Origin of the sequence: Hyphomicrobium sp. (genome assembly GCF_047600905.1) — a bacterium.
Lineage (GTDB): Bacteria > Pseudomonadota > Alphaproteobacteria > Rhizobiales > Hyphomicrobiaceae > Hyphomicrobium_B.
The window spans coordinates 841623-866925 of the sequence record NZ_JASGKD010000001.1; the positions used below are offsets into that span (position 1 = coordinate 841623).

Annotated in this window: 24 protein-coding genes and 2 tRNA genes; 12 read left to right on the forward strand and 14 right to left on the reverse strand. The window is 60.3% G+C overall.

All coding sequences use genetic code 11. The features are described from left to right. The first annotated feature begins 18 nt into the window (after positions 1-18). Positions 19-540 carry a 2-amino-4-hydroxy-6-hydroxymethyldihydropteridine diphosphokinase gene (gene folK / locus QM780_RS04230; protein ID WP_415069240.1) on the forward strand — a complete coding sequence of 174 codons (522 nt, stop codon included), beginning with the start codon at positions 19-21 and terminating at the stop codon, positions 538-540. A gap of 65 nt (positions 541-605) precedes the next feature. Here folK and QM780_RS04235 read toward each other — a convergent pair whose 3' ends face one another. The 6 genes from QM780_RS04235 to pqqA form a co-directional block, all read right to left on the reverse strand. Beyond that, the gene (locus QM780_RS04235; protein ID WP_415069241.1) at positions 606-962 is read right to left on the reverse strand and encodes a c-type cytochrome; all 357 of its coding nucleotides are present in this window, start codon (positions 960-962) and stop codon (positions 606-608) included. A gap of 194 nt (positions 963-1156) precedes the next feature. Then, positions 1157-2317 (reverse strand): pyrroloquinoline quinone biosynthesis protein PqqE, encoded by a 1161-nt coding sequence (pqqE, locus tag QM780_RS04240; RefSeq protein ID WP_415069242.1) that lies wholly within the window; start codon positions 2315-2317, stop codon positions 1157-1159. Positions 2318-2347: 30 nt separating this feature from the next. After that, positions 2348-2653 carry a pyrroloquinoline quinone biosynthesis peptide chaperone PqqD gene (gene pqqD, locus QM780_RS04245; protein ID WP_415069243.1) on the reverse strand — a complete coding sequence of 102 codons (306 nt, stop codon included), beginning with the start codon at positions 2651-2653 and terminating at the stop codon, positions 2348-2350. Between the two features lie 3 nt (positions 2654-2656). Further along, positions 2657-3433 (reverse strand): pyrroloquinoline-quinone synthase PqqC, encoded by a 777-nt coding sequence (pqqC, locus tag QM780_RS04250; protein ID WP_415069244.1) that lies wholly within the window; start codon positions 3431-3433, stop codon positions 2657-2659. After that, positions 3430-4362, reverse strand: coding sequence for a pyrroloquinoline quinone biosynthesis protein PqqB (gene pqqB, locus QM780_RS04255; RefSeq protein ID WP_415069245.1), 933 nt, complete (start codon positions 4360-4362; stop codon positions 3430-3432). Before pqqB ends, pqqC begins: the two co-directional genes overlap by 4 nt. 144 nt (positions 4363-4506) lie before the next feature. Further along, on the reverse strand, positions 4507-4596 hold the full coding sequence (gene pqqA / locus QM780_RS04260) for a pyrroloquinoline quinone precursor peptide PqqA (protein WP_013947273.1): 90 nt from the start codon (positions 4594-4596) through the stop codon (positions 4507-4509). A gap of 585 nt (positions 4597-5181) precedes the next feature. Here pqqA and QM780_RS04265 point away from each other — a divergent pair. Beyond that, positions 5182-6963: a sulfite reductase flavoprotein subunit alpha gene (locus tag QM780_RS04265; RefSeq protein WP_415069246.1), complete on the forward strand. Its 1782-nt coding sequence runs from the start codon at positions 5182-5184 to the stop codon at positions 6961-6963. A gap of 67 nt (positions 6964-7030) precedes the next feature. Continuing rightward, positions 7031-8764: an NADPH-dependent assimilatory sulfite reductase hemoprotein subunit gene (locus tag QM780_RS04270; RefSeq protein WP_415069247.1), complete on the forward strand. Its 1734-nt coding sequence runs from the start codon at positions 7031-7033 to the stop codon at positions 8762-8764. A gap of 15 nt (positions 8765-8779) precedes the next feature. Here QM780_RS04270 and QM780_RS04275 read toward each other — a convergent pair whose 3' ends face one another. The 6 genes from QM780_RS04275 to QM780_RS04300 form a co-directional block, all read right to left on the reverse strand. Next, positions 8780-9580, reverse strand: coding sequence for a sulfite exporter TauE/SafE family protein (locus tag QM780_RS04275; RefSeq protein ID WP_415069248.1), 801 nt, complete (start codon positions 9578-9580; stop codon positions 8780-8782). Between the two features lie 132 nt (positions 9581-9712). Then, positions 9713-11248, reverse strand: a complete 1536-nt coding sequence (locus QM780_RS04280) for a GTP-binding protein (RefSeq protein WP_415069249.1) — start codon at positions 11246-11248, stop codon at positions 9713-9715. After that, a complete protein-coding gene (gene cysD, locus QM780_RS04285; RefSeq protein WP_415069250.1) occupies positions 11248-12153 on the reverse strand; it encodes a sulfate adenylyltransferase subunit CysD in 906 nt (301 codons plus the stop codon). Before cysD ends, QM780_RS04280 begins: the two co-directional genes overlap by 1 nt. Beyond that, positions 12150-12959: a phosphoadenylyl-sulfate reductase gene (locus tag QM780_RS04290; protein ID WP_415069251.1), complete on the reverse strand. Its 810-nt coding sequence runs from the start codon at positions 12957-12959 to the stop codon at positions 12150-12152. Before QM780_RS04290 ends, cysD begins: the two co-directional genes overlap by 4 nt. Positions 12960-13133: 174 nt before the next feature. Then, complete coding sequence (locus QM780_RS04295; RefSeq protein WP_415069252.1) at positions 13134-14354, reverse strand: TIGR03862 family flavoprotein; 1221 nt, start codon at positions 14352-14354, stop codon at positions 13134-13136. After that, positions 14348-14788 (reverse strand): VOC family protein, encoded by a 441-nt coding sequence (locus QM780_RS04300; RefSeq protein WP_415069253.1) that lies wholly within the window; start codon positions 14786-14788, stop codon positions 14348-14350. Before QM780_RS04300 ends, QM780_RS04295 begins: the two co-directional genes overlap by 7 nt. Before the next feature lie 592 nt (positions 14789-15380). Between QM780_RS04300 and QM780_RS04305 the strand changes: the two genes are divergently transcribed. The 6 genes from QM780_RS04305 to QM780_RS04330 all read left to right on the forward strand — a co-directional run bounded on the left by QM780_RS04305 (position 15381) and on the right by QM780_RS04330 (position 17748). After that, on the forward strand, positions 15381-15980 hold the full coding sequence (locus tag QM780_RS04305; RefSeq protein ID WP_415069254.1) for a cold-shock protein: 600 nt from the start codon (positions 15381-15383) through the stop codon (positions 15978-15980). 22 nt (positions 15981-16002) lie between these two features. Continuing rightward, positions 16003-16170 (forward strand): hypothetical protein, encoded by a 168-nt coding sequence (locus QM780_RS04310; RefSeq protein ID WP_415069255.1) that lies wholly within the window; start codon positions 16003-16005, stop codon positions 16168-16170. Beyond that, positions 16142-16513: a DUF192 domain-containing protein gene (locus QM780_RS04315; protein WP_415069256.1), complete on the forward strand. Its 372-nt coding sequence runs from the start codon at positions 16142-16144 to the stop codon at positions 16511-16513. Before QM780_RS04310 ends, QM780_RS04315 begins: the two co-directional genes overlap by 29 nt. A gap of 82 nt (positions 16514-16595) precedes the next feature. Next, a tRNA-Pro gene (locus QM780_RS04320) sits at positions 16596-16672 on the forward strand. A 35-nt stretch (positions 16673-16707) separates the two neighbouring features. Beyond that, positions 16708-17013: an ETC complex I subunit gene (locus tag QM780_RS04325; RefSeq protein ID WP_415069257.1), complete on the forward strand. Its 306-nt coding sequence runs from the start codon at positions 16708-16710 to the stop codon at positions 17011-17013. Between the two features lie 72 nt (positions 17014-17085). Further along, positions 17086-17748, forward strand: a complete 663-nt coding sequence (locus QM780_RS04330; protein WP_415069258.1) for a peptidase — start codon at positions 17086-17088, stop codon at positions 17746-17748. Positions 17749-17832: 84 nt separating this feature from the next. On the opposite strand, the gene QM780_RS04335 is transcribed toward QM780_RS04330, so the two are convergent. Then, positions 17833-19479: an OFA family MFS transporter gene (locus tag QM780_RS04335; RefSeq protein ID WP_415069259.1), complete on the reverse strand. Its 1647-nt coding sequence runs from the start codon at positions 19477-19479 to the stop codon at positions 17833-17835. Between the two features lie 240 nt (positions 19480-19719). Between QM780_RS04335 and QM780_RS04340 the strand changes: the two genes are divergently transcribed. Beyond that, positions 19720-19793 (forward strand) — tRNA-Gly (locus QM780_RS04340). 29 nt (positions 19794-19822) lie between these two features. Here the strand turns inward: QM780_RS04340 and QM780_RS04345 are convergent. After that, a complete protein-coding gene (locus QM780_RS04345; protein WP_415069260.1) occupies positions 19823-20458 on the reverse strand; it encodes an NrsF family protein in 636 nt (211 codons plus the stop codon). A 475-nt stretch (positions 20459-20933) separates the two neighbouring features. Between QM780_RS04345 and QM780_RS04350 the strand changes: the two genes are divergently transcribed. Then, a complete protein-coding gene (locus tag QM780_RS04350) occupies positions 20934-22061 on the forward strand; it encodes an efflux RND transporter periplasmic adaptor subunit (protein WP_415069261.1) in 1128 nt (375 codons plus the stop codon). After that, positions 22058-25216: an efflux RND transporter permease subunit gene (locus tag QM780_RS04355; protein ID WP_415069262.1), complete on the forward strand. Its 3159-nt coding sequence runs from the start codon at positions 22058-22060 to the stop codon at positions 25214-25216. Before QM780_RS04350 ends, QM780_RS04355 begins: the two co-directional genes overlap by 4 nt. Positions 25217-25303: the final 87 nt, after the last annotated feature.

The following is a 25303-nucleotide window of genomic DNA, read 5'->3' on the forward strand; positions in this document are numbered from 1 at the left end:
GACGCGCCGCCAAAGGCCATGACTTCGTGTTCGGGAGCCGAGGTTCGGGGCGTTCCGGCGAAGTTCGATGCCGTTCTGGCGCTCGGCACGAACATCGGCGATCGCGTCGCGAATATCGAGGACGCGATCGATCGGCTAGGCGCCGACGGCGTGGTCAAGGTCGTGGCGCGTTCGCGCCTTTACAGAACAGCGCCGTGGGGCGTTACGGATCAGGACTGGTTCGTCAACGCCTGCGTCGGCGTGCAAACGGCGCTTTCGCCGCATGAGCTCTTGAGGCGTTGCCAGGCGGTCGAAAACGACATGGGGCGTGTCCGCGTGCAGCACTGGGGGCCGCGGATCATCGATGTCGATATACTGACATTCGGCAAGCGGCAGATCTGCGAGCCGGATCTCGTCGTGCCGCATCCGCTGATCGCTGAGCGCGCGTTCGTGCTGGTGCCGCTGCGCGATATCGCTCCGGATTTTTCCATCGGCGGTCAGACGCTCGATGCGATGCTCAGCGAACTGAATGCTGAAGACGTCGTTCCGGTCGGGTCTTGAAAAAGAAAGCACCGCGAAGAACCCCATCTTCGCGGTGCTTCAAATTTGCCGTCGCTGCGCGGAAATTACTTCAGCGTCGCGAGGTAGGCGATCAGGTTGGCGCGGTCGGTCGGATCCTTGACGCCGGCGAAGATCATCTTCGTGCCGGGGACGTCCTTCGACGGGCCCTGCAGCCACTTGTCGAGAGCGGCTTCATCCCAGGTGATGCCCGACTTCTTCAGCGCGTCGGAATAGTTGTAATCGGCGACCGAAGCTGCCTTGCGGCCGACGATGCCACCCAGATGCGGGCCGACGGCGTTCTTATCGACTTGGTGGCAGGCCTTGCACTTGTTGAAAATCGTCTTGCCTGCTTCGGCGTCCGCGGCATGGCCAACTGCCGGTACAGCGGCGATCATCGCGATCGCCAGAACCCACTTGCGCATTCTAAATCTTCCTTCCCGTTTCGCCTGAGCGGCACTTTAGAAACGTTGCAACTCATAGCCCAGTCGCGGGAAATTGGCATTTAATTTCTGAACCTGAGCCGAACAGAATGCCGCAGTGTGAAGACCGCGCGCAGCGTGCGCATCTTGCGGCGCACATACACGCAGAGCGCGCGAAATTTTACATTTAGTTCAACTTATTCCGCCGCCGGCGCCTTTGCAGGTGCCATGCGGCGATAGACGAACGGCGGCGGCGTTTGCTCGGCGCTCTCCATCTCGGCGACTTGTACGAAAGCCTGATGGTGGGGTGATAGCTTGCAGGCCGGATCGGTGTTGGCGGCGTCGCCGGTGAATGCCATCGCCTGGCACCGGCAGCCGCCGAAGTCCAGTTCGGCGCGCGGGCAACTGCGGCAGGGCTCTTTCATCCAGCTCGTGCCGCGATACTTCTGGAACGCTTGGCCGTTGAGCCAGATGTCGGCGAGCGGGCGGTCCTTGACGTTGTCGAAGATGAGGCCCGGCACGGTTTCGGAAGCATGGCACGGAAGCACGCGGCCTTGCGGCGTAACATTCATGACGCCGCGGCCCCAGCCGCCCATGCAGGGCTTCGGCGTCTTGGCGTAGTAATCGGGAACGACGAAGTCGAAGACCATGACGCCCTTCAGGCGCTCCTTCGCTTCCTCGACAATCTCGGCGCTTTTCAGGACCTGGGCGCGGGTCGGCATCAGGGCGGCGCGATTCTTTAGAGCCCAGGCGTAATACTGAATGTTGGCGACCTCGATGCGGCCGGCGCCCAGTTCGACGGCGAACTCGATGATGTTCGGGAGGTTCTCGATGTTGAGGCGATGGATCGGCGCGTTGACCGTGAGCGGCATATCAAGCTCGCGCACCCATTTGCCGACTTCGCGCTTCTTAGCGAGGCCGTTCTTGTAGGCGGAAATCTTTTCGGCGTTGGCTTCGTCGACGTCCTGGATCGACAACTGGACATGATCGAGCCCAAGCTCTTTCAGCCGCTTCAGGCGGTCGCGGGTGAGCGTTACGCCGGCGGTGATGAGATTGGTATAAAGCCCTGCCTTCGCCGCGACCTCGACGATGTCTTCGAGATCCTTGCGGACCGTCGGCTCGCCGCCCGAGAGATGGATCTGGAGGATGCCGAGATCGGCCGCCTGACGCATGACGTGCTGCCACTGCTCGGTCGTCAACTCGCTGTTGACTCGATCAAGCTCGAGCGGGTTTGAGCAGTAGGGACACTGAAGCGGGCAGCGATGTGTCAGCTCGGCCAGCAGCCCGACAGGGGCTCTGGCGCATGCTTCGACGACGGGCTTGTCGGAGAACTGCTCCATCGGCGCGATTTCATTCATGACATCTGCTCCGTTTTGTCCCGGGTTTCGTTAAGCAGCCTTGACCACGCCTTTGTCCGAAAGCTCCTGAAGCATGGAAATCGTGTCGTTCAGAATTTCCTGCACAGGTGCGTTATAGTCCTTGGCGAGATCGTTCGCGATCTGCTCCACCGAGGTGATGCCGTCACAACGCTTCAGGATTTCGATGGCGATCGGATCTGGCTCGAATACGCGTTCCGGCGCCAGCACATGCCAGCGGCCGCGTCCCGGATCGTGTCTGAGTTTAATGTGGGGAGGCAGGGCCGGTTTTGAAGCCGGCCCTACGATCACACGTGTGCGAGTTGCGTTGCCGCTCATTCGTCAAGCCTCTGGGCGGAATGCGCCGGGCGGAACGTGCCCATCGATATAAGCATGATAAAGCGCATCGAGCTGCACCCATAGCACGTTGCATTTGAAGCGGACGGCATCGATGCAGGCTTCTTGTTCCTCGCGCGTCTTGGCGTTCTTCAGAACGTATTGGAGCGCGAAGTCGGCGTCGCGCGGGGCCTGCGTCAGGCGGCGCTTGAAGTAGGCCATGACCTTGTCGTCGATGAAATCATAGTTTTCGAGCATGCCGGCGATCCGCTCCTTGTGGATCTTCGGCGCGAAGAGTTCCGTCAGCGACGAGGCGACGGCGATGGTGAGCGGCTGCTCGCGAACGAACGTCACGTAGGATTCGACGGCGAAGACAGTGGCGGGAAGGGCGCCGCGGCGGGAGATGACGTATTCGCGGTCGAGGCCGAGGCCGTCGGTCAGGACGAGCCAGCGTTCGATGCCGCCCTGCTCGTCTGGGAGAAGTCCGTCGTGATCGAGAATGCGGTGCGTCCACTCACGGCGAAGCTCGCGATCATAGACGCGACTGATCAGGGCGGCGTCTTTTCTCGGGACGGCCGACTGATAGCAGTAGCGGTTCAAAGCCCAGGCCTGAACCTGGCCTTTGTTGAGCTTGCCGCCGTGCAGCATGTGATGGAAGGGATGCAGATCGTGATAGCGCTCCGGGCCAACGGCGCGAAGCTGAGCTTCGAATTCGGACGTCGACATCGGTGGTTCGTTACCGCGGCGTTCGGCAGTTTTCTTTTCGAGACTGACCGGGTTCATAGGCGTACCTCCATGCCATCGAAGCCGACTTCCCAACCGGATACTTCGACGACTTTACGAGCTTCTGAGTTTTCGTCTAGGATTGGGTTGGAGTTGTTGATGTGGACGTAAATCCGGCGTTTCACGTTGAGCTTGCTCAAGGCCGCAATGGAACCATCAGGGCCCGAGACCGAGATATGGCCCATGCGCTTGCCGGTTTTGTTGAGCAGGCCCTGGGTCAGCATCTCGTCATCGGTAAACAGCGTACCGTCGAGAAAGATCAACTCGGCACCGCGAATTTTGTCAGCGAGCGGCGGATCGATCTCGGCGACGCCCGGAATGTAGAAGAACGACTTGCCCGTTTTGGCGTCGGTGACCTTAAGGCCGATGGTATCGCCGTCACGGCTGCCGAAATTGTCGGATGCATCGCCTTTTTCTAGAAAGAGGGCAACTTTGCCGGGCACAGCGAAAGGCTCGACGACGAGGCCCAGATCGACGCCTGCGCCTTCGAGGCGGATCGGCTTATCGAGTTCGAATGCAACGCGCTTGACCTTGTCGGCGGCCAGCACGTCGAAGATAGAATTGGCGTTGAGCGTCGCGAGCACGCGGTCGGAGGTATAGATTGTAAAGGGCTGGCCTTCGCGCAGGCTCAGAAGTCCGGTGATGTGATCGACGTCGGCATTGGTGACGACGACCGCCTTGATCGGCGAAGCGCGCAGCGGACCGGAGCGCGAGGGCTGCAATTGCGGTGTTTCGTTGATCTGCTGGCGAATATCGGGGGAGGCGTTGAGCAATAGCCAATTGACGCCGTCCGAACTGACGGCGAGCGAGGATTGCAGCCTTGCCCTATATCCCGCTTCGCCGGCCCTCACGCGCGATGAGTGATGGCCATTGCAATTCCATTGCGGGAATCCGCCCCCAGCGGCGGATCCAAGCACTTTTATGATCATCGAGCTGTATATGGTTACGCCGACGGGTCGCCGAAGCCGGCAGCGCTCTCAGTTTCTAGAGAGCGTACGGTTGCGGCGGCCGAATGCCAATCGACCGCCGCTCCGATGTCTCACAAGTTTTGCAAGACCGAGGATTTCATCGAATTAGATGAGATCGATCTCGGCCGGAAGGTAGCTCGTAACTTCGAGGCCGACTTCCTGCTCGCGAACTTCGGGCTTCGTCCAGGTCTTCATGGTGTTTCCTCCAAGCGGTAAACTGCTTTCCCTACCCAGCAGACCCCGCCGAGGGCCCACCTGTTTGGTGCAGACACTTTTCTAGTGCCGGCCCAATCTGCGGATCAGCCTCTCAAAGTCAAGGCTCGATGCCGCCGTTGGCTGCTAAAGATCACGTTCTCAGTCTTCTTTTCAAATCAAGGCGCTTCACGTCTGCGTGTGGGTCTGATCCAGCGCGTCCGGCGTGCGAGGCGGGGCTTTTTCGACGCTGGCTCAGAGGGGGTGGCAGATAGACTGGCCGGGCTTCCCGGCCAGGTGGGACGGACTGGGGCGACCTGTCTACAATATTAGAATATTATTCTTATATTTGGGGTGGAATGCCGCAGGTGAGTAGAAAATTGTTCCAAAGTGGCGTATGCGAAAGGCAAAAGGACGGACAAGAGTGCCTTGGCCGGGCGGCCGATGCGCGGCCCGTTAGGAATTGACGGTTAAAAGTGGCAGACGCCGGCCGTAGGACAACTGATTTTGGGTTATTCCCAGGCGTCAAGGCACGCTAGACCGGCGCCAGAATTATGGGTTTCAGGGCCCTGACGAGGAGAGTTTTTCGTGACCGTGACCCCATTGCTTCCGCGCAATGCTCCGTTTTTGCCGGAAGACATCGAGATGTTGAACAAGGTGGTTGCGCGGACAACTCCGCAGCAGCGTTCCTGGCTCGCGGGTTTCTTTGCTGGCTTTGAGGCGGCGCAGGGTGGGGGCGCGGCGCAGCCTGCTCCGGTATCCAAGCCGCGTGTTCCCCTGACGATCCTTTATGCAAGCGAAAGCGGCAATTCCGAAACGCTCGCCAACAAGGCGAAGAAAGCCGCTCAGAAGCACGGTCTCGATGCCAAGGTGTTCGACATGGCCGACGCCGATATGGCGCTGCTCGCCAAGGCCAAGAACATCGTTGTGTTTGCGGCGACGTGGGGCGAAGGCGATCCGCCGTCGCGTGCGGTCGATTTTTATCAGACGCTGATGAGCGATGGGGCTCCGCGGATCGACGGCGTTCGCTTCGCGGTCCTGGCGCTCGGCGACACCGCTTATGCGCAATTCTGCGCTGTCGGCCGGGCGATTGATGCGCGGCTCGAAGAACTCGGCGGCGTGCGTGCATTCGATCGCGTCGATCTCGATCTCGATTATGCCAAGCAGGCCACCGACTGGACCGAGAACGCGCTTGCCAAGCTTGCGCCGAAGGACGAGCAGGCGGGCGGCACCGTCGTGCACGTCGATTTCGGCGGCGCCGTTGCTCAACTCGATGACGACGAACCCAAGTACACGGCGGAACATCCGCTGGAGGCGGAAATTTCGGCGCTCGTCAATCTGAATGGCACGGGCTCGACGCGCGAGACGTGGCACGCGGAATTCACGTTCGACGATCCGGCATTCACCTATCAGCCGGGCGATGCGGTCGGGATGTATCCCGAAAACGATCCGGCGCTTGTCGATGAATTGCTGCAAACGGTTGGGCTCGGGTCCGACGCAGCGCTGCTGCTCAAGCTTCAGAAGTCGTATGACGTCACGACGCTGTCGCGCTCTTTCGTCGAGAACTACGCAAAGCTGACGGGCCGTTCGGATATCAAGGCGCTGCTCGAAGGTGAGGGCTATCCGAAGTTCGCGGCGGATCGGCAGCTTATCGATCTCTTCCTCGCATATCCGGAGAAGCTCACCGCGGAGCAGCTGACAAGCCTCCTGCGGCCGCTGCCTGGACGGCTTTACTCGGTAGCCTCCAGCCTCAAGGCGCATCCGGGTGAGGCGCATCTTCTGGTTGGTGCGGTGCGCTGGGAATCGCATGGCCGCGTCCGCAAGGGCGTGTCATCGACGTTCCTCGGCGAGCGGCGTAAGGTCGGGCAGACGGCGCGGCTCTACGTCAAGGCGAACCGGCATTATCGTCTGCCGCCCGACGGGCATACGCCGATCATCATGATCGGTGCGGGAACGGGCATCGCACCCTATCGCGCCTTTGTCGAAGAGCGCGTCGCCGACGGGGCAAAGGGCAAGAGCTGGCTGTTCTTCGGTGAGCGGAACTTCACCAATGACTTCCTGTATCAGCTTGAATGGCAGGATTATCTGGCATCCGGCGATCTGACACGGATCGATGTTGCGTTCTCGCGCGATCAGCCGGAAAAGATCTACGTGCAGCATCGCCTCTGGGAGCAGCGCGCCGATATCAATGCGTGGCTGCAGGAGGGGGCGCATATCTATGTCTGCGGTGACGAGAAAGGCATGGCGAAGGATGTCGACGTGATGCTCGGCAAAATTCTGGCTGAGACGTTCAAGGGCGACGAAGAAGCTGGCCGCGCCAAGCTCAAGGAATTGACGAAAGCCGGGCGCTATCAGCGCGACGTTTATTGATTTGGATTCCCTCTCCCCGTCTTGACGGGGATGGAGGAGAGGGGGAAATGCCGGGACCCATCGAAAAATGACCGACAAGCGTTCGAAGAACGAATTCATCAAAGAGCAAAGCCATCAGCTGCGCGGAACGCTGGCCGAGGGTTTGAGAAAAGTCGAAACCGGTGCGATCGCCGAAGACGATCAGCAGCTGATCAAGTTTCACGGCTCTTATATTCAGGACGATCGCGACGTTCGCGGCGAGCGCAGCAAGAAGAGGCTCGAGAAGGCTTATTCCTTCATGATCCGCCTGCGGATCCCGGGTGGTTTTCTCAATGCGAAGCAGTGGATCGGCCTCGACAACATCGCGAGCACCTACGCCAACGGTTCGATGCGGCTGACGACGCGCGAGACGTTCCAGTATCACGGCGTCATCAAATCGAACCTGAAGCGCACGATGCAGGCGTTTCACGATATCTGCCTCGATACGCTCGCCGCGTGCGGAGACGTCAACCGCAACGTGATGACGGCGGCCAATCCCGATCTGTCGAAAGCGCACCGGCAGGCGTATGATCTGGGCAAGGCGATCAGCGAGCATCTTCTGCCGCGGACGGGCGCCTATCACGAAATATGGCTCGATGGCGAAAAGGTCGAAGACAAGTCGAGGCCGGCGAAGAAGGATGAAGAGCCGATCTACGGCGTCCACTATTTGCCACGCAAATTCAAAGTCGTCGTCGCGGTGCCACCGGACAACGACGTCGACATCTACGCGCACGATCTGGGCTACATCGCCATCATCGAGAAGGGCGAGCTTGTCGGCTGGAACGTGACCGTCGGCGGCGGCATGGGCATGACGCATGGCGATCCGAACACCTTCCCGCGCACCGCCGATCTTCTTGGCTTCGTCACGCCCGAGCAGGCGATCGTGCTCGCGGAGAAGATCGTCACGGTTCAGCGCGACTGGGGCAATCGGGAAAATCGCGCGCGGGCGCGGCTGAAGTACACGATCGAAGATCGAGGGCTCGATAACTTCCGCGCCGAGGTCGAAAAGCGCGTCGGGTTCAAGCTCGGCAAGCCGAAGCCATTCAAGTTCACGAGCACAGGCGACAAGATCGGCTGGCGGCAAACCATCGACGGCAAGAAGGGCGGCGATAAGCCCTGGCATCTGACACTCTTCGTCGAGAACGGACGGATCAAGGATCGGCCCGGCAATGCGCTGCGAACGTCGCTGCGGGAGATCGCCGATCTCGGCATCTGCGATTTCGTGTGCACGGCGAACCAGAATGTCATTCTGGCGAACGTGCCCGGCAAATCGAAGTCGAAGATCGAAGAGATCCTGAAGTCACACGGCGTCGTGCTTGGGGTTTCGTCTGGATTGCGCCGAAATGCGATGGCGTGCGTGGCATTGCCGACCTGCGGGCTGGCGCTGTCCGAAAGCGAGCGCTTCCTGCCCGATCTCGTCACGGCGCTCGAGGACAGTCTCGACCGGGCCGGCCTCAAGGACGACGACATTGTCATCCGCATGACGGGCTGCCCGAACGGATGCGCGCGGCCGTATCTGGCGGAGATTGGCTTGGTCGGGCGGAATCCCGGGCTTTATAATCTCTATCTCGGCGCGGCTTTCAATGGTTCGCGGCTGTCTAAGCTCTACGCTCAGGATGTCGACAAGCAGCGCATCGTTTCGCTGCTCGAGCCGATCTTCATCAAGTATGCCAAGACGCGGAAAGACGGTGAGCATTTTGGCGACTTCGCGATCCGCTCGGGCTACGTGAAGGAGACGCCCACAGGCAATCAGTTCCATGCGGACGTGAAGTTGGTGCAGTAGATCACGGCACCCCCGTCAAAGTTTCCGCGCGAGCTGGTAGGCCGCGAAGCTCAAGATCAGCGCGAGAAAAACGCGCAAAAGCCAATCCGGCAAAATGCCGGTCAGGCGCGTTCCGATGGCGATGCCGGGGATCGAGCCTAAGAGCAAAAGCCCTAAGAGCCCGAAGCTGGTATTTCCGATCGAAAGATGGCCGAGGCCGGAAATAAGCGTCAGCGGCACGGCATGCACGACGTCGGTTCCGATCAGCCGGCGCGTGCGAAGCGTCGGATAGAGCAGCGTCAGGATGACGACGCCGATTGCACCGGCGCCGACCGAGGTCACCGTCACGATGGCGCCGAGCGTCAAGCCGAGGAGGAGGGTCGGAACGTAACGGATCTTGACGTCTGCGGGTTCTCCAACGCGCGCGTGCCCGCGCACCACAATCGGATAAATGAGGATCGCTATCGAACTGAGGATGAGTGCGCCGACGAGCGCCTCCCTGATGAACAGCGAGAGGGCTGCCGTATCCGGGTTGAGGACGCGCAGCAACGTGAGCATCGCGATTGATCCCGGCACACTGCCCGCGGCGAGCCAACCGACAAGACGCCAGTTGACGTTGCCGAAGTTATGGTGCGGCCACGCAGCCGACGCCTTGGTGATCGAGGCGAAGAGAAGGTCGGTGCCGACAGCGAGAGTCGGCGGAACGCCGATCTGAGTGATGAGGAAGGGTGTCATTAGCGAGCCCGCTCCGACACCCGTCATGCCGACGAGAAATCCGACGACGAAGCCGCCCATGACAATCATGGGCCAAAGAGCGCTGAAATCGAATTCCGACATGAGATTCCGCGGGAACGTGACAGTCAGACCTACGCGAGATCGCGTCCGTCTGCAATCTCGGAGTTTCCGCTGTTTTGCTGGAAGAAAAAGCGCGCCGTCGCAACTTCGTGCTTCGCGGCGCGCCTTGGATTTTTAAAGCCCGGGATCCATGCCGTCGTCGACGGGTGGCGGCGCTTCGATGGCGACTGCGACGCCTGCTGCGCGCAGGATGATCGCGACTTCATTGGCGCGCCGCATGAACTCTTCGCGATCTTTCGAGCTCATCGAGAGATCGCGATTGAGGCCGTTGGCGAGCATGTCGCGCTTCAGAACGAAGTGGCCCTCGACCGTCGATTCCGATTGCGCGCTCACCGACGTCGCAACGCCGCCGGCAATGGTGGCGCCTGTCACGGAATCGACAATGAGCAGTGTTCCGGTTCCTGGAATTTCGGTGAATACGTCGAGCGCCGCCGCCCGCCCAAGCGAGATCTTGGCGACAGCGATGTCGTTTGCCGTGCAAGCGCGTGCCGGGCGCGATGCCATGGTCTCGAGATCGAGAAGGCTTTTGATTTCGAGATCCGAAATCGGCACGAGATCGGTCGCGGTGCGCAGCAGATAGCCGGCCGTCAGACTAAAATCTTCCTGCGACAGCCAGACGAGGCGTGCTTCGATCGTCTTTGCGGCAACGGGTGCCGCCTGCGGAGTAGAGAGAACTGCTCCGCGCGATACATCGATGTCGACGCTGAGCTGCAAGGCGACGGCCTGTCCCGTCGAGGCGCTCTGAAGGTCGCCATCGAACGTCGAAATGCGCACCACCTTTGCGGCGGCGTTGCTCAAGGTATCGACGACGGCGTCGCCGACCTTGATCGATCCCGAGCTAACGGTTCCGGCGAGGCCACGAAAATCCTTGCCGTCGCGCAGCACGGTCTGGACCGGGAAACGGAATACCGATCCGGCCTCGCTGGCGCGGCTTGGCGTCTTTTCGAGATGCTGGATCAGCGTGGGGCCCGAATACCAAGCCATGTTGGTCGAGGAAGTGGTGACGTTGTCGCCGAAAACCGCAGAGAGCGGAATGGCGGTGGCGTCCCAGAAATTGAACTTCCAGCACAGCGTACGGAAATCCGCTTCGATCTTGCGGAACACGTCTTCCGACCAGTCGACGAGGTCCATCTTGTTGACGGCGAGCACGACGTGCTTCACGCCGACCAGATCAAGGATGGCGGCATGACGCTTGGTCTGCTTCTTGACGCCGGAGCGGGCATCGACGAGCACGATGGCAACATCGGCGTGAGATGCGCCGGACGCCATGTTGCGCGTATACTGCTCGTGGCCCGGTGAATCGATGATGACGAAGCGGCGCGTCGGTGTATCGAAATATTTCCAGGCAATGTCGATGGTGATGCCTTGTTCGCGCTCGGCGACGAGGCCATCGAGCAGCATCGAGAAGTCGGGCATGTCGGTGCCCGCAGCCTTGCGTCCGGACTTGCGGACGTTTTCGCGCTGGTCCTCGTAGAGGTCGGAAGCATCCCAGAGAAGGCGTCCGATCAGCGTTGATTTGCCGTCATCGACGGAACCGCAGGTGAGAAGATGCGTGATGCCGCCAAGTTCGCGTACCAGGTTCGGCACGACTTCGAGCTTGGGCGATGCTGCGGTCGCGTGTTGAATCTTATGCAGGGCGTGGACCGACATCAGAAATAGCCTTCCTGCTTCTTCTTTTCCATTGCCCCGGCCTGGTCATGGTCGATGAGGCGGCCCTGGCGTTCAGAGGTTTGCGCGTTGAGCGTCTCGGCGACGACGGCTTCGATCGTTTCGGCGTCGGACTCGACGGCTGCGGTGAGGGGATAGTCGCCAAGCGTGCGGAAGCGGATCTTTCGCATCTCGATCTTCTCGCCCGGGCGGGGTTGGAGGCGAGCGTCATCCTGCATGAGGATTTGGCCGTCACGCACGATCGTCGGCCGCTCGGCGGCGAAATAGAGTGGGACGACTTCCAGCTTTTCGCGGAGGATGTAGCGCCAGACGTCTTTCTCGGTCCAATTCGACATCGGGAAAACGCGAACGGTTTCGCCGGTGCCGAGACGGCCATTCAATAGATTCCACATCTCGGGGCGCTGTTTGCGCGGGTCCCAGCGATGGCCGGCGGCCCGGAAGGAGAAGACACGTTCTTTGGCGCGGCTCGCTTCCTCATCGCGGCGGGCGCCGCCGAACGCTGCATCGAAGCCGTACTTGTCGAGCGCCTGTTTCAGCGCCTGTGTCTTCAGAACGTCGGTGTGAATGGAAGGGGCATGATCGATCGGGTTGATGCCGCGCTTGATGCCTTCCTGGTTGGTGTAGACGATGAGGTCGAGTCCAAGCTCGCTGGCGGTGCGATCGCGGAAGGCGATCATGTCCTTGAACTTCCACGTCGTGTCGATGTGGAGAAGCGGGAACGGCACGTTCTGCGGATAAAACGCCTTGCGCGCGAGATGAAGCAGGACGGTCGAGTCCTTGCCGATCGAATACATCAGCACGGGCTTGCGAAACTGGGCCGCAGCCTCACGGAAGATGTGAATGCTCTCAGCTTCGAGCAGATCAAGATGCGATGGCGAGGCCGTCATGCCGCGCGGTCCTTTGGTTCAAATCCTGGATCGTCGGACTGGGTGTGCAGCCCGCATTCCTTGCCGTTTTCATTCTCCCACCACCAGCGGCCGGCGCGAATGTCTTCGCCCGGCTTGATCGCTCGGGTGCACGGCTGGCACCCGATCGAGGGAAAGCCCTTCGCATGCAAAGCATTGACGGGAATTTTGTTCGCTGCAACGTAGTCTTCGAGCTTTTCAAGAGACCAATCGGCGATTGGGTTCAGTTTGATGAGTTTTTGCACCGGATCGTAGCTTGCGAAGGGGACATGCGAGCGGCCGGCCGATTGTTCGCGCCGGAGGCCTGTGAGCCAGCCGGTAGCACCTTTCAGCGCTCGGTTCAGCGGTCGCACCTTGCGGACTTCGCAGCAGGCTTTGCGGGATTCAACGGAATAGCGGAAGCCGTAGATGCCGTCGCTATCGACAAGCTCTTCGACTTCGGCGGAATCTGGAAACATCACGCGGATCTTGATGCCGTATTTGCCTTCGGTTTCGAACAACGTGTCGAGCGTTTCGGGAAAATGGCGGCCGGTGTCGAGCGTGAAAATGTCGATATCTGCGTTACTTGCAGCAATGGCGTGGGTGATGGCCTGATCTTCGATTCCGAGACTGGTCGAAAACGCGATGGTGCCGTTGATGGCGTCACGAATGGCACCAAGCCGTTCCTCAAGCGTCTCCAGGACCTCAAGTTTACGGTCGAGTTCGGCCGCAAGCGCATGCTGCGCTGCAGAATTGACATCGGACGGCTGGCCGCCCGGGGCGGACGCCGGTGCTTCGAACAACGTCATTGGGAACCTCCGGCGCGTTACATAGGGGAAAATCATTCCTCTGAGAAGCCAATCTTGTAAATAAGAATAGGATATTATTTCTCAATCTATCGGGAGATGACTATGTTCCGTTCTCGTCGGCGTGGAGAATGGTGTTCGCAGGCGGTCCGCCCGCGGCGGACAAAATTAACCGTTCTAGGCCAGCCATTTGAGTAGCCCATTCGCAGCCGCTGCTGCGGTCGCGAATGTCGCTTGCAGCAAATAGCCGCCGGTCGGGGCTTCCCAGTCGAGCATTTCGCCTGCGACGAAGGTGCCGGGGCGGCTTTTCAGCATGAAACCGGTGTCCAGCTCCTGCCAGGCGATGCCGCCGGCGGTCGAAATGGCGCGGTCGAGGCCAGTCAGGCCGACAACCCGGATTGGAACGGCCTTGATGCGTGCGGCAAGCGCATCCGGGCTTTCGGGCAGGGGCGTACCGGATTCGCGTAGGAGCGCGATTGCTGCTGCATCGAGATGCGCCGCCTTGCGCAGGAAGTTCGTCAGCGTTTCCTTTGGTCGCCGGTGCGAAAGGCGCTCGGTGAGATCGATCTCGTTCTGATCGGGCTTGAGATCGATGGTGAGGGGAGCGCAGTCGCGGGTCGCAAGCGCCGTTCGCAGCAGCGGCACGAGCGCGTAAATGCCGCCACCCTCTAGGCCATGCGCGGTGATGATGGCCTCTCCTCGGGTGCTGGAGGCGCCGATTGACAGCGCGATGCGCTTCAATGCTGTTCCTTCGAAGCGCGACCTGAAGATGTCCGACCAAGGTATGAGCACGCCGCAGTTGGCGGGTGCCAGAGGCGTTGCAGCGACGCCGACGCGCCGAAAGAGATTTACCCACGAACCATCGGAACCGAGCTTCGGCCAGCTGGCGCCGCCAAGTGCGAAAAGGGTTGCGCGGGGCTCGACCACGATCCGGCCTTCTGGCGTATCGAATGACAATCCGCCGGAGTCGGTAAAACCTGTCCAGTGGTGCCGGGTTTTGATTTCGACGCCGAGTTCCGCGAGCCGGCGCAGCCACGCGCGCAGAAGAGGCGAGGCTTTCATCGCCTTCGGAAAGATGCGACCGCTGGTGCCGACGAATGTGCCAGCGTCGAGTCCGTTGGCCCACTCGACGAGGCGTGCCGGCGGGAAAGCTTCGACCGCGCCGCGCACTTCGGCGGCGGCGTCGCCGTAGCGCTTCAGGAACGATTTAAAAGATTCGCTGTGTGTCAGGTTCAAGCCGCCGCGCCCGGCAAGCAAGAATTTGCGCGCAGGCGAAGGCATCCGTTCATAGACCGTTACGTGATGTCCGGCGCGGGCAATGATTTCGGCGGCGAACAAGCCGGCCGGACCCGCACCGACGACCGCGATCGTCTTCGCTGTGTTCTCTGTCGTCACCATGTGCCCGTGTTCGGCATCGATGACCAAGGCTCCTGGGGCGGAAGTGCGTCGCCTTTTTGTAAGAGCTCGATGGAGATGAGGTCGGGTGAGCGTACGAATGCCATATGGCCGTCGCGGGGCGGGCGGTTGATCGTAACGCCTGCAGCGTGAAGTTTTGCGCAGGTTGCGTAGATGTCGTCGACGGCGAAGGCGAGATGGCCGAAGTTGCGCGCCGAGCCGTAGTCCTCGGCGTCCCAATTATAAGTCAGTTCAAGCATCGGAGCTTTTTCTGTGAGTGCGCGAGCCTCATCTTCGGGTGCAGCGAGAAAAATGAGAGTGAATCGGCCTTTCTCGTTTTCGACGCGGCGAATCTCCCTGAGACCGAGTGCGTCGCAATAAAATGCGAGGCTGGAGGAGATGTCCCTGATACGAACCATAGTGTGCAAATAGCGCATCAGTCACCTTTTGCCCGTTATCCGTCTGGCTTTATCGTTGCAACTTCCAGTGCGGGAATGCCTCGTGCATGTGCGAACGCTGCATATCTGCCACACCGTATCTTGAAACGTCTCGCGGCGTTCAGTCACCGCGAATCGCTCAAATCGGTGATGCTGTGGATGAGCACTGAAGATCGTTGTGTTTGCCGATCGGCAGAAGCGAACAAGAGATCGAGAATCAAAAGTAGAAAAACGAATCACTTGGTTTGCGATTTGCGTCGCATCTCGTCATCCACGCATGTGGAAGAAACTTCGAAAGAGGTTCTCGCACAATCGAAACTGGGGAAGAATCACGATAATGTTTCTTCGCAATTTATCATGCTGTTAGACGTCGAAACAGGATGTGGATTCAAACACTACAACCGACGGTCAAGAGGGAGGTGCCAAAATATTGCCCCTAGTTCCTTGCAGAGCCGGTGATATGGTTTCCGCCGTTTCGCAGTGGCGTTCGACGTTTCGTTTCTGAAGAGGGCTCTTCCAGAACGAAACACTCGGCGGCGCGGCGAGGCTTGGAGTTATCGTTTGACGCACAGTACATGCGGGGTAAGCAAGTATGGGGGATAATAAACGTCCCGAGCTATCCGACTTTATGGATGTAGGCCCTATCGGCCCAGAGGCGCTCGACGACGCTGCGACTGAGGTTTTCGAAGTCGCTGGAACGATCAAGTGGTTCGACGCCTCGAAGGGCTATGGCTTTATCGTGCCGGATAATGGACTACCGGATATTTTGCTGCATGTGACCTGCCTGCGGGCAGGTGGATTTCAGACTGCTTATGAAGGCGCGCGCGTTCATTGCGAAGTCATGCGCCGCCCCAAGGGCATGCAGGCATTCCGCATTCTCAGCATGGATGAGAGTTCGGCGATTCACCCGTCGCAGCTTCCTCAGCGCACACATGTGATCGTGCAGCCGGAAAGCGATTGGTGTCGTGCCTACGTCAAGTGGTTCAACCGCGTTCGCGGCTTTGGCTTCCTGACGCGTGGTGAAGGTACGCCCGATATCTTCTGTCACATGGAAACACTGCGTCGCTTCGGCTTCACTGAGCTTCGGCCAGGGCAGATCGTTCAGGTCCGTTGGGGCTACGGATCGAAAGGCTGCATGGCCGCGGAACTCAGGCCGGATGGCGTGCCGACGGGGCTGCCGTCCCGTAACTGATACGGGCAAAATGGCGACAGTCATGTCGAGTTCAACGAAGGGGGCCGCGATCTGCGTGGCCCTTTTTATTTTTCCGCCGATGTTCGTGGCGGCTTGGCCGTTCGCCAACGCACTGATCGATCTCGTTCCGCCTGCCAGCGCCAAGATGCGGCAGGAACTCATTGAAGATCGTTTCCGCTGGTGGGAGTGAACATTCCTTCGTCATCGAAGTGGCGTCGACGGAGAAAGAGAAGGCGCTGGGGTTGATGTTCCGGACGGAGCTCGACGACAACCAGGGGATGCTGTTTCCTTACGCCGCCGAGCGCGGTCTGCAGATGTGGATGCACAACACATATATTCCGCTCGACATGCTGTTCATCCGCAGCGACGGTACGATTGCGCGGATCGAGGAGCAGGCCGCGCCGCTTTCCGATCGCGTCATCTCTTCGGAGGTGCCGGTTCTGGCCGTGCTCGAAATCCCGGGCGGAGCGGCGGCCCGGCTGGGCATCAAGCCCGGCGACAAGGTGCGTTATCCAATTTTCTCGGGATCCTGACGCCCGCTGAGCGCAAGTTGCCACGGGGTTTCGCGCGGCGACTTGACCTTAATGGACGAAAGCGGCAGATGAGAACTCAAGTCGGGGCGTAGCTCAGCCTGGTAGAGCATCTGCTTTGGGAGCAGAGGGTCGCGTGTTCGAATCATGTCGCCCCGACCAGTTCATTCGATCTCTCTCGTCATTGCGGAGCCACCATGACGGCACGGATCTTCAAGCCCGCGAAAACTGCCATGCAGTCGGGTGAAGCGCGTACCAAGGAATGGATCCTCGAGTTCGAGCCGTCGAGCCGGCGCGACATCGATCCGCTGATGGGGTGGACGAGTTCGCGAGACATGCAGTCTCAGGTGCGGCTCGAGTTCGATACCAAGGAAGAGGCCATCGCCTATGCGACGCGGGCTGGTCTTGCCTATACGCTGAGCGAGCCGAAGCCGCGCAAGGCGATCAAGAAATCGTACGCCGACAATTTCAAGTTTGGCCGGACGACGAACTGGACGCATTGATGCTTGGCGCTGGCGCCTCCGCGACGCGGAGCCAGCGGACCGCGCGCATCGGCGCTGGGCTCGGAGACGCCGATGCCCTCTAAGTCGCTCAACCGCCTGATCTGGGTTGTGATGGCGGCGCTTCTCGTTGTGCTGGCAATCAAAACGCGCGATCGCCTCGCCGAATATTTCGCGAGTGTGGGCACACTCGATGTCAGAGCTGATGCCGACAACAAGACCGTCTATCTGCGCTGGCGCGGCAAAGTCGAGGCGCCAATGGCCAACCGCATCGCCGAGGCATTTGATCGTTACAAGTCAGATGCGGGAACCTTCGTGCTTTCGCTGTCTTCGCCCGGCGGTTCGCTGGATCAAGGTGCGGACGTCGTGCGCCTGCTGCGTCGCATACGCGAAACGAAGACACTGGTGACGAATGTGGAAGAGGGAGCGATCTGCGCGTCGATGTGCGTGCCCGTCTATCTCCAAGGCGAGCGGCGGATTGCTGCGCCCGATGCTGAATTCATGTTTCATGAAGTCAACTTCCGCGACTTCTTTTCGAACAAGGCGGATGCAAGCGTGCCAGATGCTGCAATCAGCAGGGAAACCGATCGCTTCTTCGACAAATATTTCGAAGCGGCAGGGGTGTCGCCGGTGTGGCTCGGCAACGTGCGCGCGGCGATTGCGCGGGGCAATGAAGTGTGGGTGACAGGACGGCAATTGGTCGATGAGAAGTCGGGCGTCGTCCAGCAACTGATGTGAGCTTGGTTTCGCCGCCCGGATTTTCTGTTCGTCTCGGTGATCCTCCTCTCCCATTACGGGAGAGGAGAGATCTTGCTGCGGCGGCTAACGGAACAATACCGCGGCTTTGCCGAGCGTATTCCAAACACCCCAGAAGAACGGGATGCCGACGAGCAGCCACGCGACGATCGCCGCGGGGCTGATGCCGCCGAAGCCGATGCCGTGCGATCCGGTACTGACGTTGGCGGTCGATTTCGACGCTTGAAGCTTGGCGACGTCGGCATCGCTCATCAGCCATTTGTCGGCCACGGGCCGTATGAGGGCGTTGGCGATGAAGCCGACCAGGAGGAAGCCTGCGAGGATATACATCGTGCGGTCGTAGACGAGCGCGCGGGGTACACCGGCGGCAATCTGCGCGTCGCGCAAATAGCCGATGACAAGCGGCCCGAGAACGCCTGCCGTCGACCAAGCCGTGAGAAGGCGTCCATGGATGGCGCCGACGAACTGCGTACCGAAGATGTCAGCAAGATAGGCTGGTACCGTGGCGAAGCCGCCGCCGTACATCGTGAGGATTACGCAGAAAGCTGCAACGAAAAGGGCGATCGAACCGGCATGCGCGAGTGTCGGCGCGAGAGAATAAAGCGCCATGCCGAGCACGAAGAAGCAGAAGTATGTCGCTTTGCGACCGATGAAGTCCGAGAGTGATGCCCAGGCGAAACGTCCGCCGCTGTTGAAGAGCGAAAGCAAGCTGACGAAGCCGCCTGCGATGCCTGCGATCGCTGTCGCCTGGACCGGCGTCAGGTCGCTGAAGCGGACGTCGGGCAAGCCGATCAGCTTACCGGCGAAAATCTCCTGCAGCATCGGCGACGCCATGGCGAGAACGCCGATGCCCGCCGACACGTTCATGCAGAGAACGGTCCAGATCAGCCAGAACTGCGGTGTCTTGTGCGCGTCATTGAGATGGACATTGCCGTGGGTGATGAGGGCTTTGCCTTGTGCGCTTGGTGCCGTCCAGCCATCGGGTTTCCAGCCGTCGGGAGGAACGCGATATCCGAAGGCGCCGCAGAGCATCGCGATCAGATAGAGCACTCCCATGACAGCCATCGCTTCCTTCACGCCGACGGAGTCCGCCGACTTGAAGTGGTTCATCAGCAGGATGGCGATGGGCGAGCCGATCATGGCGCCGCCGCCGAAGCCCATGATGGCCATGCCGGTCGCCATGCCGCGACGGTCGGGAAACCATTTGATGAGGGTCGAAACCGGAGAGATGTATCCAAGGCCGAGGCCGATCCCGCCGATCACGCCAAGACCGAGCCAGAGAAGCCAGAGCTGATGAATGTGGACCGCGGCTGCGGACAGAAGAAACCCGCCGCCCCAGCACAGCGCCGCGACGACGCCAGCTTTGCGCGGTCCTGCGCGTTCGAGCCAACCGCCGAAGACGGCGGCCGACAGTCCGAGAAAGACGATACCGAGCGTGAACGTGACGAGCAGGTCGCTTACCCGCCAATCGCATGTGGTCGTGAAGAGAGCCTGAGCAACCGTCATGTCGGGGCAGGTTGTCGGCTTGGTGATGCCGAGCGCCTGCGAGAGCGGGAGCCAAAAGACGCTCAAGCCGTAGCTCATGCCGATACAGAGATGGATGGCGAGCGCGGCCGGAGGTACCAGCCAGCGATTGAAACCAGCTTTGGCAATGATGCGTTCGCGATCAAGCAAACCGGGCACGGCGCCATCCGCCGAACTCGCTACCGACATGCGTTTCTTCCCCCAAGGTTATTGCCGCTTTGGCGCGGCTGATTTTCCGTGTTTTGTGCACCCAGCCTGCGACACAATCAACATTGATGCGCTTTAAATTATCGTCGTCGCCGGGAAATGGCGGGTGGAGGGTGACGAGCCGGGCCGCCATTATCACGGAATCCGTCGTCCCGGACCGGTTTGTAAAGGCGTTTGCGCTGGCGAAAAAATTCGCTACAAAGCGCCTTCTTCGGAGGGGACGCGGGTGTAGCTCAATGGTAGAGCAGCAGCCTTCCAAGCTGAATACGTGGGTTCGATTCCCATCACCCGCTCCAATCGCCTGCCGGTCAGTTCAGGGCGACTTTCACCAGCGCAACAGGCCGGAGAGCAGCGCGCCCGCGCAGCCGACAGCGAGCATCCCGAGCGTGTACCAGGTCGCGAGAAACGGCAGACCATATTCGGTGCAATGCAACGAGTAGATAAGCGCCCCGTAGCCGCCTGCCATCAACCCGGCGGCCATTCCGGCAGCCGCGTAGCGCGTTGGCGCGAGCTGGTGCAGCGCAAGGAACGCGCCGACCAGCAGCGGGCTTGAGAACAGAACGATCGCCCAAGGGCAGATCCCCGCCGAAGCTCCCAGCCACAGCTGGCTACGATCCACGGAAGGCGACGTCATGAACTGGCCGACGGCCGAGGCTGCGGTCGCTGCAACCGACAAGACGATGATCGCGAAAGCCGTGTCGGCCGTAGCGTCGGGACGGCTCAGTCGTTCGAGCGCGAACAGGCCGGCGGTTCCGATCGTAAACGTGTAGGCCGCCTTCATCCAGAATGGGACAGTTCCCATCGCTGCCGCGATCTCGGGACGCGGCCCAAGCCAGAGCAGCATGGTGATCAGCGAGACGGCTGCGGACAACGAAATGCTCGTCGCAATGGCCTTCGACACAGAGCCTGAGGGTGTCGGCAGGTCAGCGACGAGGCAGCGGATAAGCTGTTCTGTTCTCAATTTCTTATCTGCTCCGCTTAGACGGCGCCTCGATCCGCATCGCCTTGGATGGGCAACATTTGGAAAGAGCGTCTTTAAGCAATTCGCGGGAAGTGGGCTGTGAGTTACATCGGCTGAGCGTTTTTGTGGCGCGGCCGATGCCGACGCATTGGGCTTCCAATCTCAAGTCGGCATGAGATCCGGCTGCATTTGGATTTGCGATACATCCCAAGGTCGAAAAAGATGTCGGGCGCGGGCGGGAACGCGCTGTCGCCGTCCGGAAAGCTTCACGCCGATTGAGTGCAGCGAGCTTATACGGTATCGGAGAGGTCTCTTAGTATGCTCACCACGCTGTTATTGCCTTAGCATCTGCATCATCGGGAAGACCGTCTGGATGGGTGACAATCACGGACTTCGGCCGTCCATGCGCCAGCGCGCGGCCTCCTCGCAAAGCCTCCCCTCCGGGCGGAGATCATCTCTCAGAGCGTATCCAGTCTTGGCCGTTGTGGCCGCAATCGGACTGTCATCCTGTGGTGAGCGAAATGCGTTCGTTCCGCCTCCCCCGCCGAAGGTCGAGGTCGCGACGCCGTTGAAGCAGAATGTGAAGCGCTATTTATTGGCGACGGGCAGCACCGCCGCCGTCAACACCACGACGCTGGTCGCGCGCGTGCAGGGTTTCCTGCAAGGCATAAAATATAACGACGGTGACACCGTAAAAGCGGGCCAGACCCTCTTTGTGATCGAGCCCGAGCCGTACCAGCTTGCGCTCGAACAGGCGCAAGCGGGAATGGCAAGCTCTGAGGCGCAGACTAAAAAGTCGAAAGCCGATTACGACCGTCAGGTCGACCTCGCGGCCAAGAATATTTCGAGCCAGGCGACTTTAGATGCCGCCACGGCGACTTATGACGCCGCGGTCGCTGCGCAGAAGCAGTCGCAGGTCAACATCGATCAGGCCAAACTGAATTTGAGCTATACGGACGTCAAGGCGCCGTTCGACGGGATCGTGACGGCACGTCAGGTTTCGCTCGGGCAGCTCGTCGGGGCGGGAAGCCCGACGACGCTTGCAACGATCGTGCAGCTCGAGCCGATCTACGTGAATTTCTATGTCAGCGAAGCGGACGTGCAGAGCATTCGGGCGAACATGCGCGCACGGGGGATGACCGCTGAAGAGCTGAAGAAAATCCCGGTCGAAGTCGGGCTGCAAACGGAGACGGGATATCCGCACAAAGGAACGCTCGATTACGTGGCGCCCAGTCTCACACAAGCGACTGGCACGTTACAGGTCCGGGGAATCCTTCCGAATACCGAACGGGGCTTGCTGCCGGGTTATTTCGTCCGGGTCCGTGTTCCGCGCGGCGAGGAGCCGAACGCGCTTCTTGTGCCGGACCGCATCATCGGCAGCGATCAGAGCGGCCGATATGTGCTCGTCGTCAATAAGGACGACGTGCTGGAGCAGCGCAAAGTCGTGCTTGGCCAGCAAGTCGGAGATTTGCGCGTCGTCGAGAAGGGCCTCAGCCCTGACGATCGCGTCGTCATCTCCAGCCTGATGTCGGTGGTGGCCGGTCAGAAGATCGAGCCTGTCGCACAGACGATCGAAGCGCCGGCTTCGGACGCCGCGCCATGATCTCAAAATTCTTTATCGAGCGGCCGGTTCTAGCCAACGTCATCGCTATTCTGATGGTCGTGATCGGCGCGGTCTGCGTATTCGAGCTGCCGGTCGCACAATATCCGAACGTGGTGCCGCCGACCGTTTCGGTCACCACGCGTTATCCGGGCGCCAGCGCGCGGACGGTCATCGATACCGTGGCGCTGCCGATCGAGCAGCAGGTCAACGGCGTCGAGCGCATGATCTACATGCAATCGTACTCGGCATCGGACGGCACCTATTCGCTGACGGTGACGTTCGAGATCGGAACCGATCTCAACGCGGCGCAGATCCTGGTTCAGAACCGGGTGTCGGCCGCCATGGCATCTCTGCCGCAGTCGGTGCAGGTGCAGGGCGTCGTCGTTCAGAAAAAATCGACCTCGATTCTGCAGATCGTCACGCTGACCTCGCCGGACGGCAGCTTCGACAGCCTCTATCTCAGCAACTACGCGACGATCCGGCTGAAAGACGAGATTTCGCGCTTGCCGGGTGTCGGCAACGTCAACGTGTTCGGCGCCGGCCAATATGCGATGCGGATCTGGCTCGATCCAGACAAGATGCAGGCGCTCAGTCTCGATGCGCAAGACGTGGTTCAAGCGCTTCAGCAACAGAGCGAGCAGGTGACGGCCGGACAGGTCGGCGCGCCGCCTGTCGCCGGTTCCCCCGCCTTCCAATACACGCTTGATGTCATAAGCCGCTTCAATGATCCGGAGCAGTTTGCCAATGTGGTCGTCAAGACCGGAAGCAATGGCGACCTGACACGATTGAAGGATGTCGGACACGTCGAGCTTGGGGCGCAGACGTATTCGCAGTACTTCAATCTCGACGGCAAACAGGCAGCGGGCCTTGCGATTTTTCTGACGCCGGGTGCGAACGCGCTCGCGGTCGCGAAGGAAGTGTCCGACAAGATGAAGGTCCTGGTGAAGGACTTTCCGCCGGGGATGGTCTACGCGATCCCGTTCGATACGACTCTGTTCGTCCAGCAGGCGATCGACGAGGTCTACAGGACGCTGATCGAAGCGGCCATCCTGGTGTTGATCGTCATTCTCGTCTTCCTGCAGGATTGGCGGGCGACGCTCGTTCCGGCCACGACCGTGCCGGTGACGATCATCGGCGCCTTCGCGGCCATGGCGGCGATGGGATTTTCGATCAATCTGTCGACGCTGTTCGCCATCGTGCTCGCGATCGGCATCGTCGTCGACGATGCGATCGTCGTCGTCGAAGGTGCTGCGCATAATATCGAGAAGGGCATGTCCGGCCACGATGCCGCGATTGCCGCCATGAACGCGCTCATGGGGCCCATCATCGGTATCACGCTCGTGCTGATGGCGGTGTTTCTGCCTGCATCCTTCCTGCCGGGGCTGACAGGACAAATGTACGCGCAGTTTGCACTAGTCATCGCAGCGACTGCATTCATCAGCGCCATCAACGCGGCAACGCTGAAGCCGACGCAATGTGCGCTATGGCTTCGCCGACCGGTTCCGCCGGAACAGCGGAATTGGTTCTATCGCGGATTCAATGCCGTCTATCAAAAGCTCGAGAACGGCTACACCCGCCTGATCGATGGAATGGTGCATCACAGCATCCTGATGTTCATGATCGCGATGACCATCATTGCGGGCGCCATCTACGGCATGACGCGGGTTGCGACCGGATTTCTGCCGATCGAAGACCAGGGCTATCTGATCGCGTCAGTGCTGCTTCCCGACGGCGCCTCGCTCGGGCGCACGCAAAAATCGCTCGAGGAAGTCGAGCAGATCGCCAGAAAAGTGCCAGGGGTCGAGCGCGTCATTACGATTGCCGGCATCTCGCCGCTCGATAACAGTGCCTCTCTCGCAAACGCGGGCGTGGCCTATATCATGCTGAAGGATTGGAGCCAGCGCGGCAAAGGCGAGGATCTGGCGTCGCTCTATAAAACGCTCAACGCCGATATGGCAGCGATTCAAGACGGCTTCGTCATGGTGCTGCCGCCGCCTCCCATCCAGGGTATCGGCAACGCGGGCGGCTTTACGATGCAGATCGAGTTGCGGGACAGCAGCTTCGATCTGCTGAAGCTCGAAAGCGCAACCGACGCGATGGTGCGCGCCGCCAACACGCAATCGGGCATTCAGCGGGCGTCGACCACGTTCCGCGCGACATCGCCGCAATATAAGGTGACGATCGACCGGGCCAAGATCCAAACGCTGCTGCTGACGACGGACCAAGTGTTCTCGACGCTCGCGACGTATCTCGGATCGAGCTATGTCGACCAGTTCAACAAGTTCGGCCGCGTGTTCCAGATTTACGTCCAGGCCGACGCGCGTTTCCGCATGGAGCGAGACGACATCCTCCGGCTCAAGGTACGCAATCAGAACGGCGACATGATCCCGCTCGGTACGGTCATGGACATTACGCCGGAGGTCGGTCCGTCGCTCATCAGCCTCTATAATCTCTATCCGTCGGCAAGCATCGTCGGCGTGCCGGCGAAGGGTTTTTCGTCGGGCGATACGATTGCGCTCATGGAGCAGATCGCGGCGAAGACGCTGCCGCCCGGCGTAGGCTATTCGTGGACGGCGCTTTCGTATCAGGAGAAGATTGTCGGCGGGCAGATCTATTACGTGTTCGCGCTTGCCATGCTGCTCGTCTATCTCGTGCTCGCCGGACAATATGAGAGTTGGTACACGCCGCTGTCGGTTCTGTTCGCGGTGCCGCTGTCGCTCGTCGGCCCCGTGTCGGTGATGCTGGGCCTCGGCATCGATAACAACCTTTATGTCCAGATCGGCCTTGTGCTGCTGATCGCACTTTCGGCGAAGAATGCCATTCTGATCGTGGAGGTCGCGCGAGAGCTGCGTGCCGAGGGCAAGTCGATTGGCGAAGCGGCGCTTGAGGCATCTCGCGCCCGTTTCCGCCCGATCCTGATGACGTCTTTTGCGTTCATCCTGGGCGTGGCACCGCTGGTCTTTGCCACGGGCGCCGGCGCATCGGCGCGTAAATCGATCGGCATCACCGTCTTCAGCGGCATGCTGGCATCGACGTTGCTGGCGGTGCTTTTCGTGCCGGCGATGTTCGTCGTCATCCAGCGGTTCGAGGAGTGGCGGCGGTCGCGTAAGGGTACGCCGACGAAGGCTGCCGAGGGAGTGTCTCCGCCGGCGTGACGCGTAGCAGCTCCGCGGAACTATCTAGCTGCAATTGAATGGCGTTCTGGCCGGATCGGACCTATCGCAAGCCGGTCGCCGTAAATC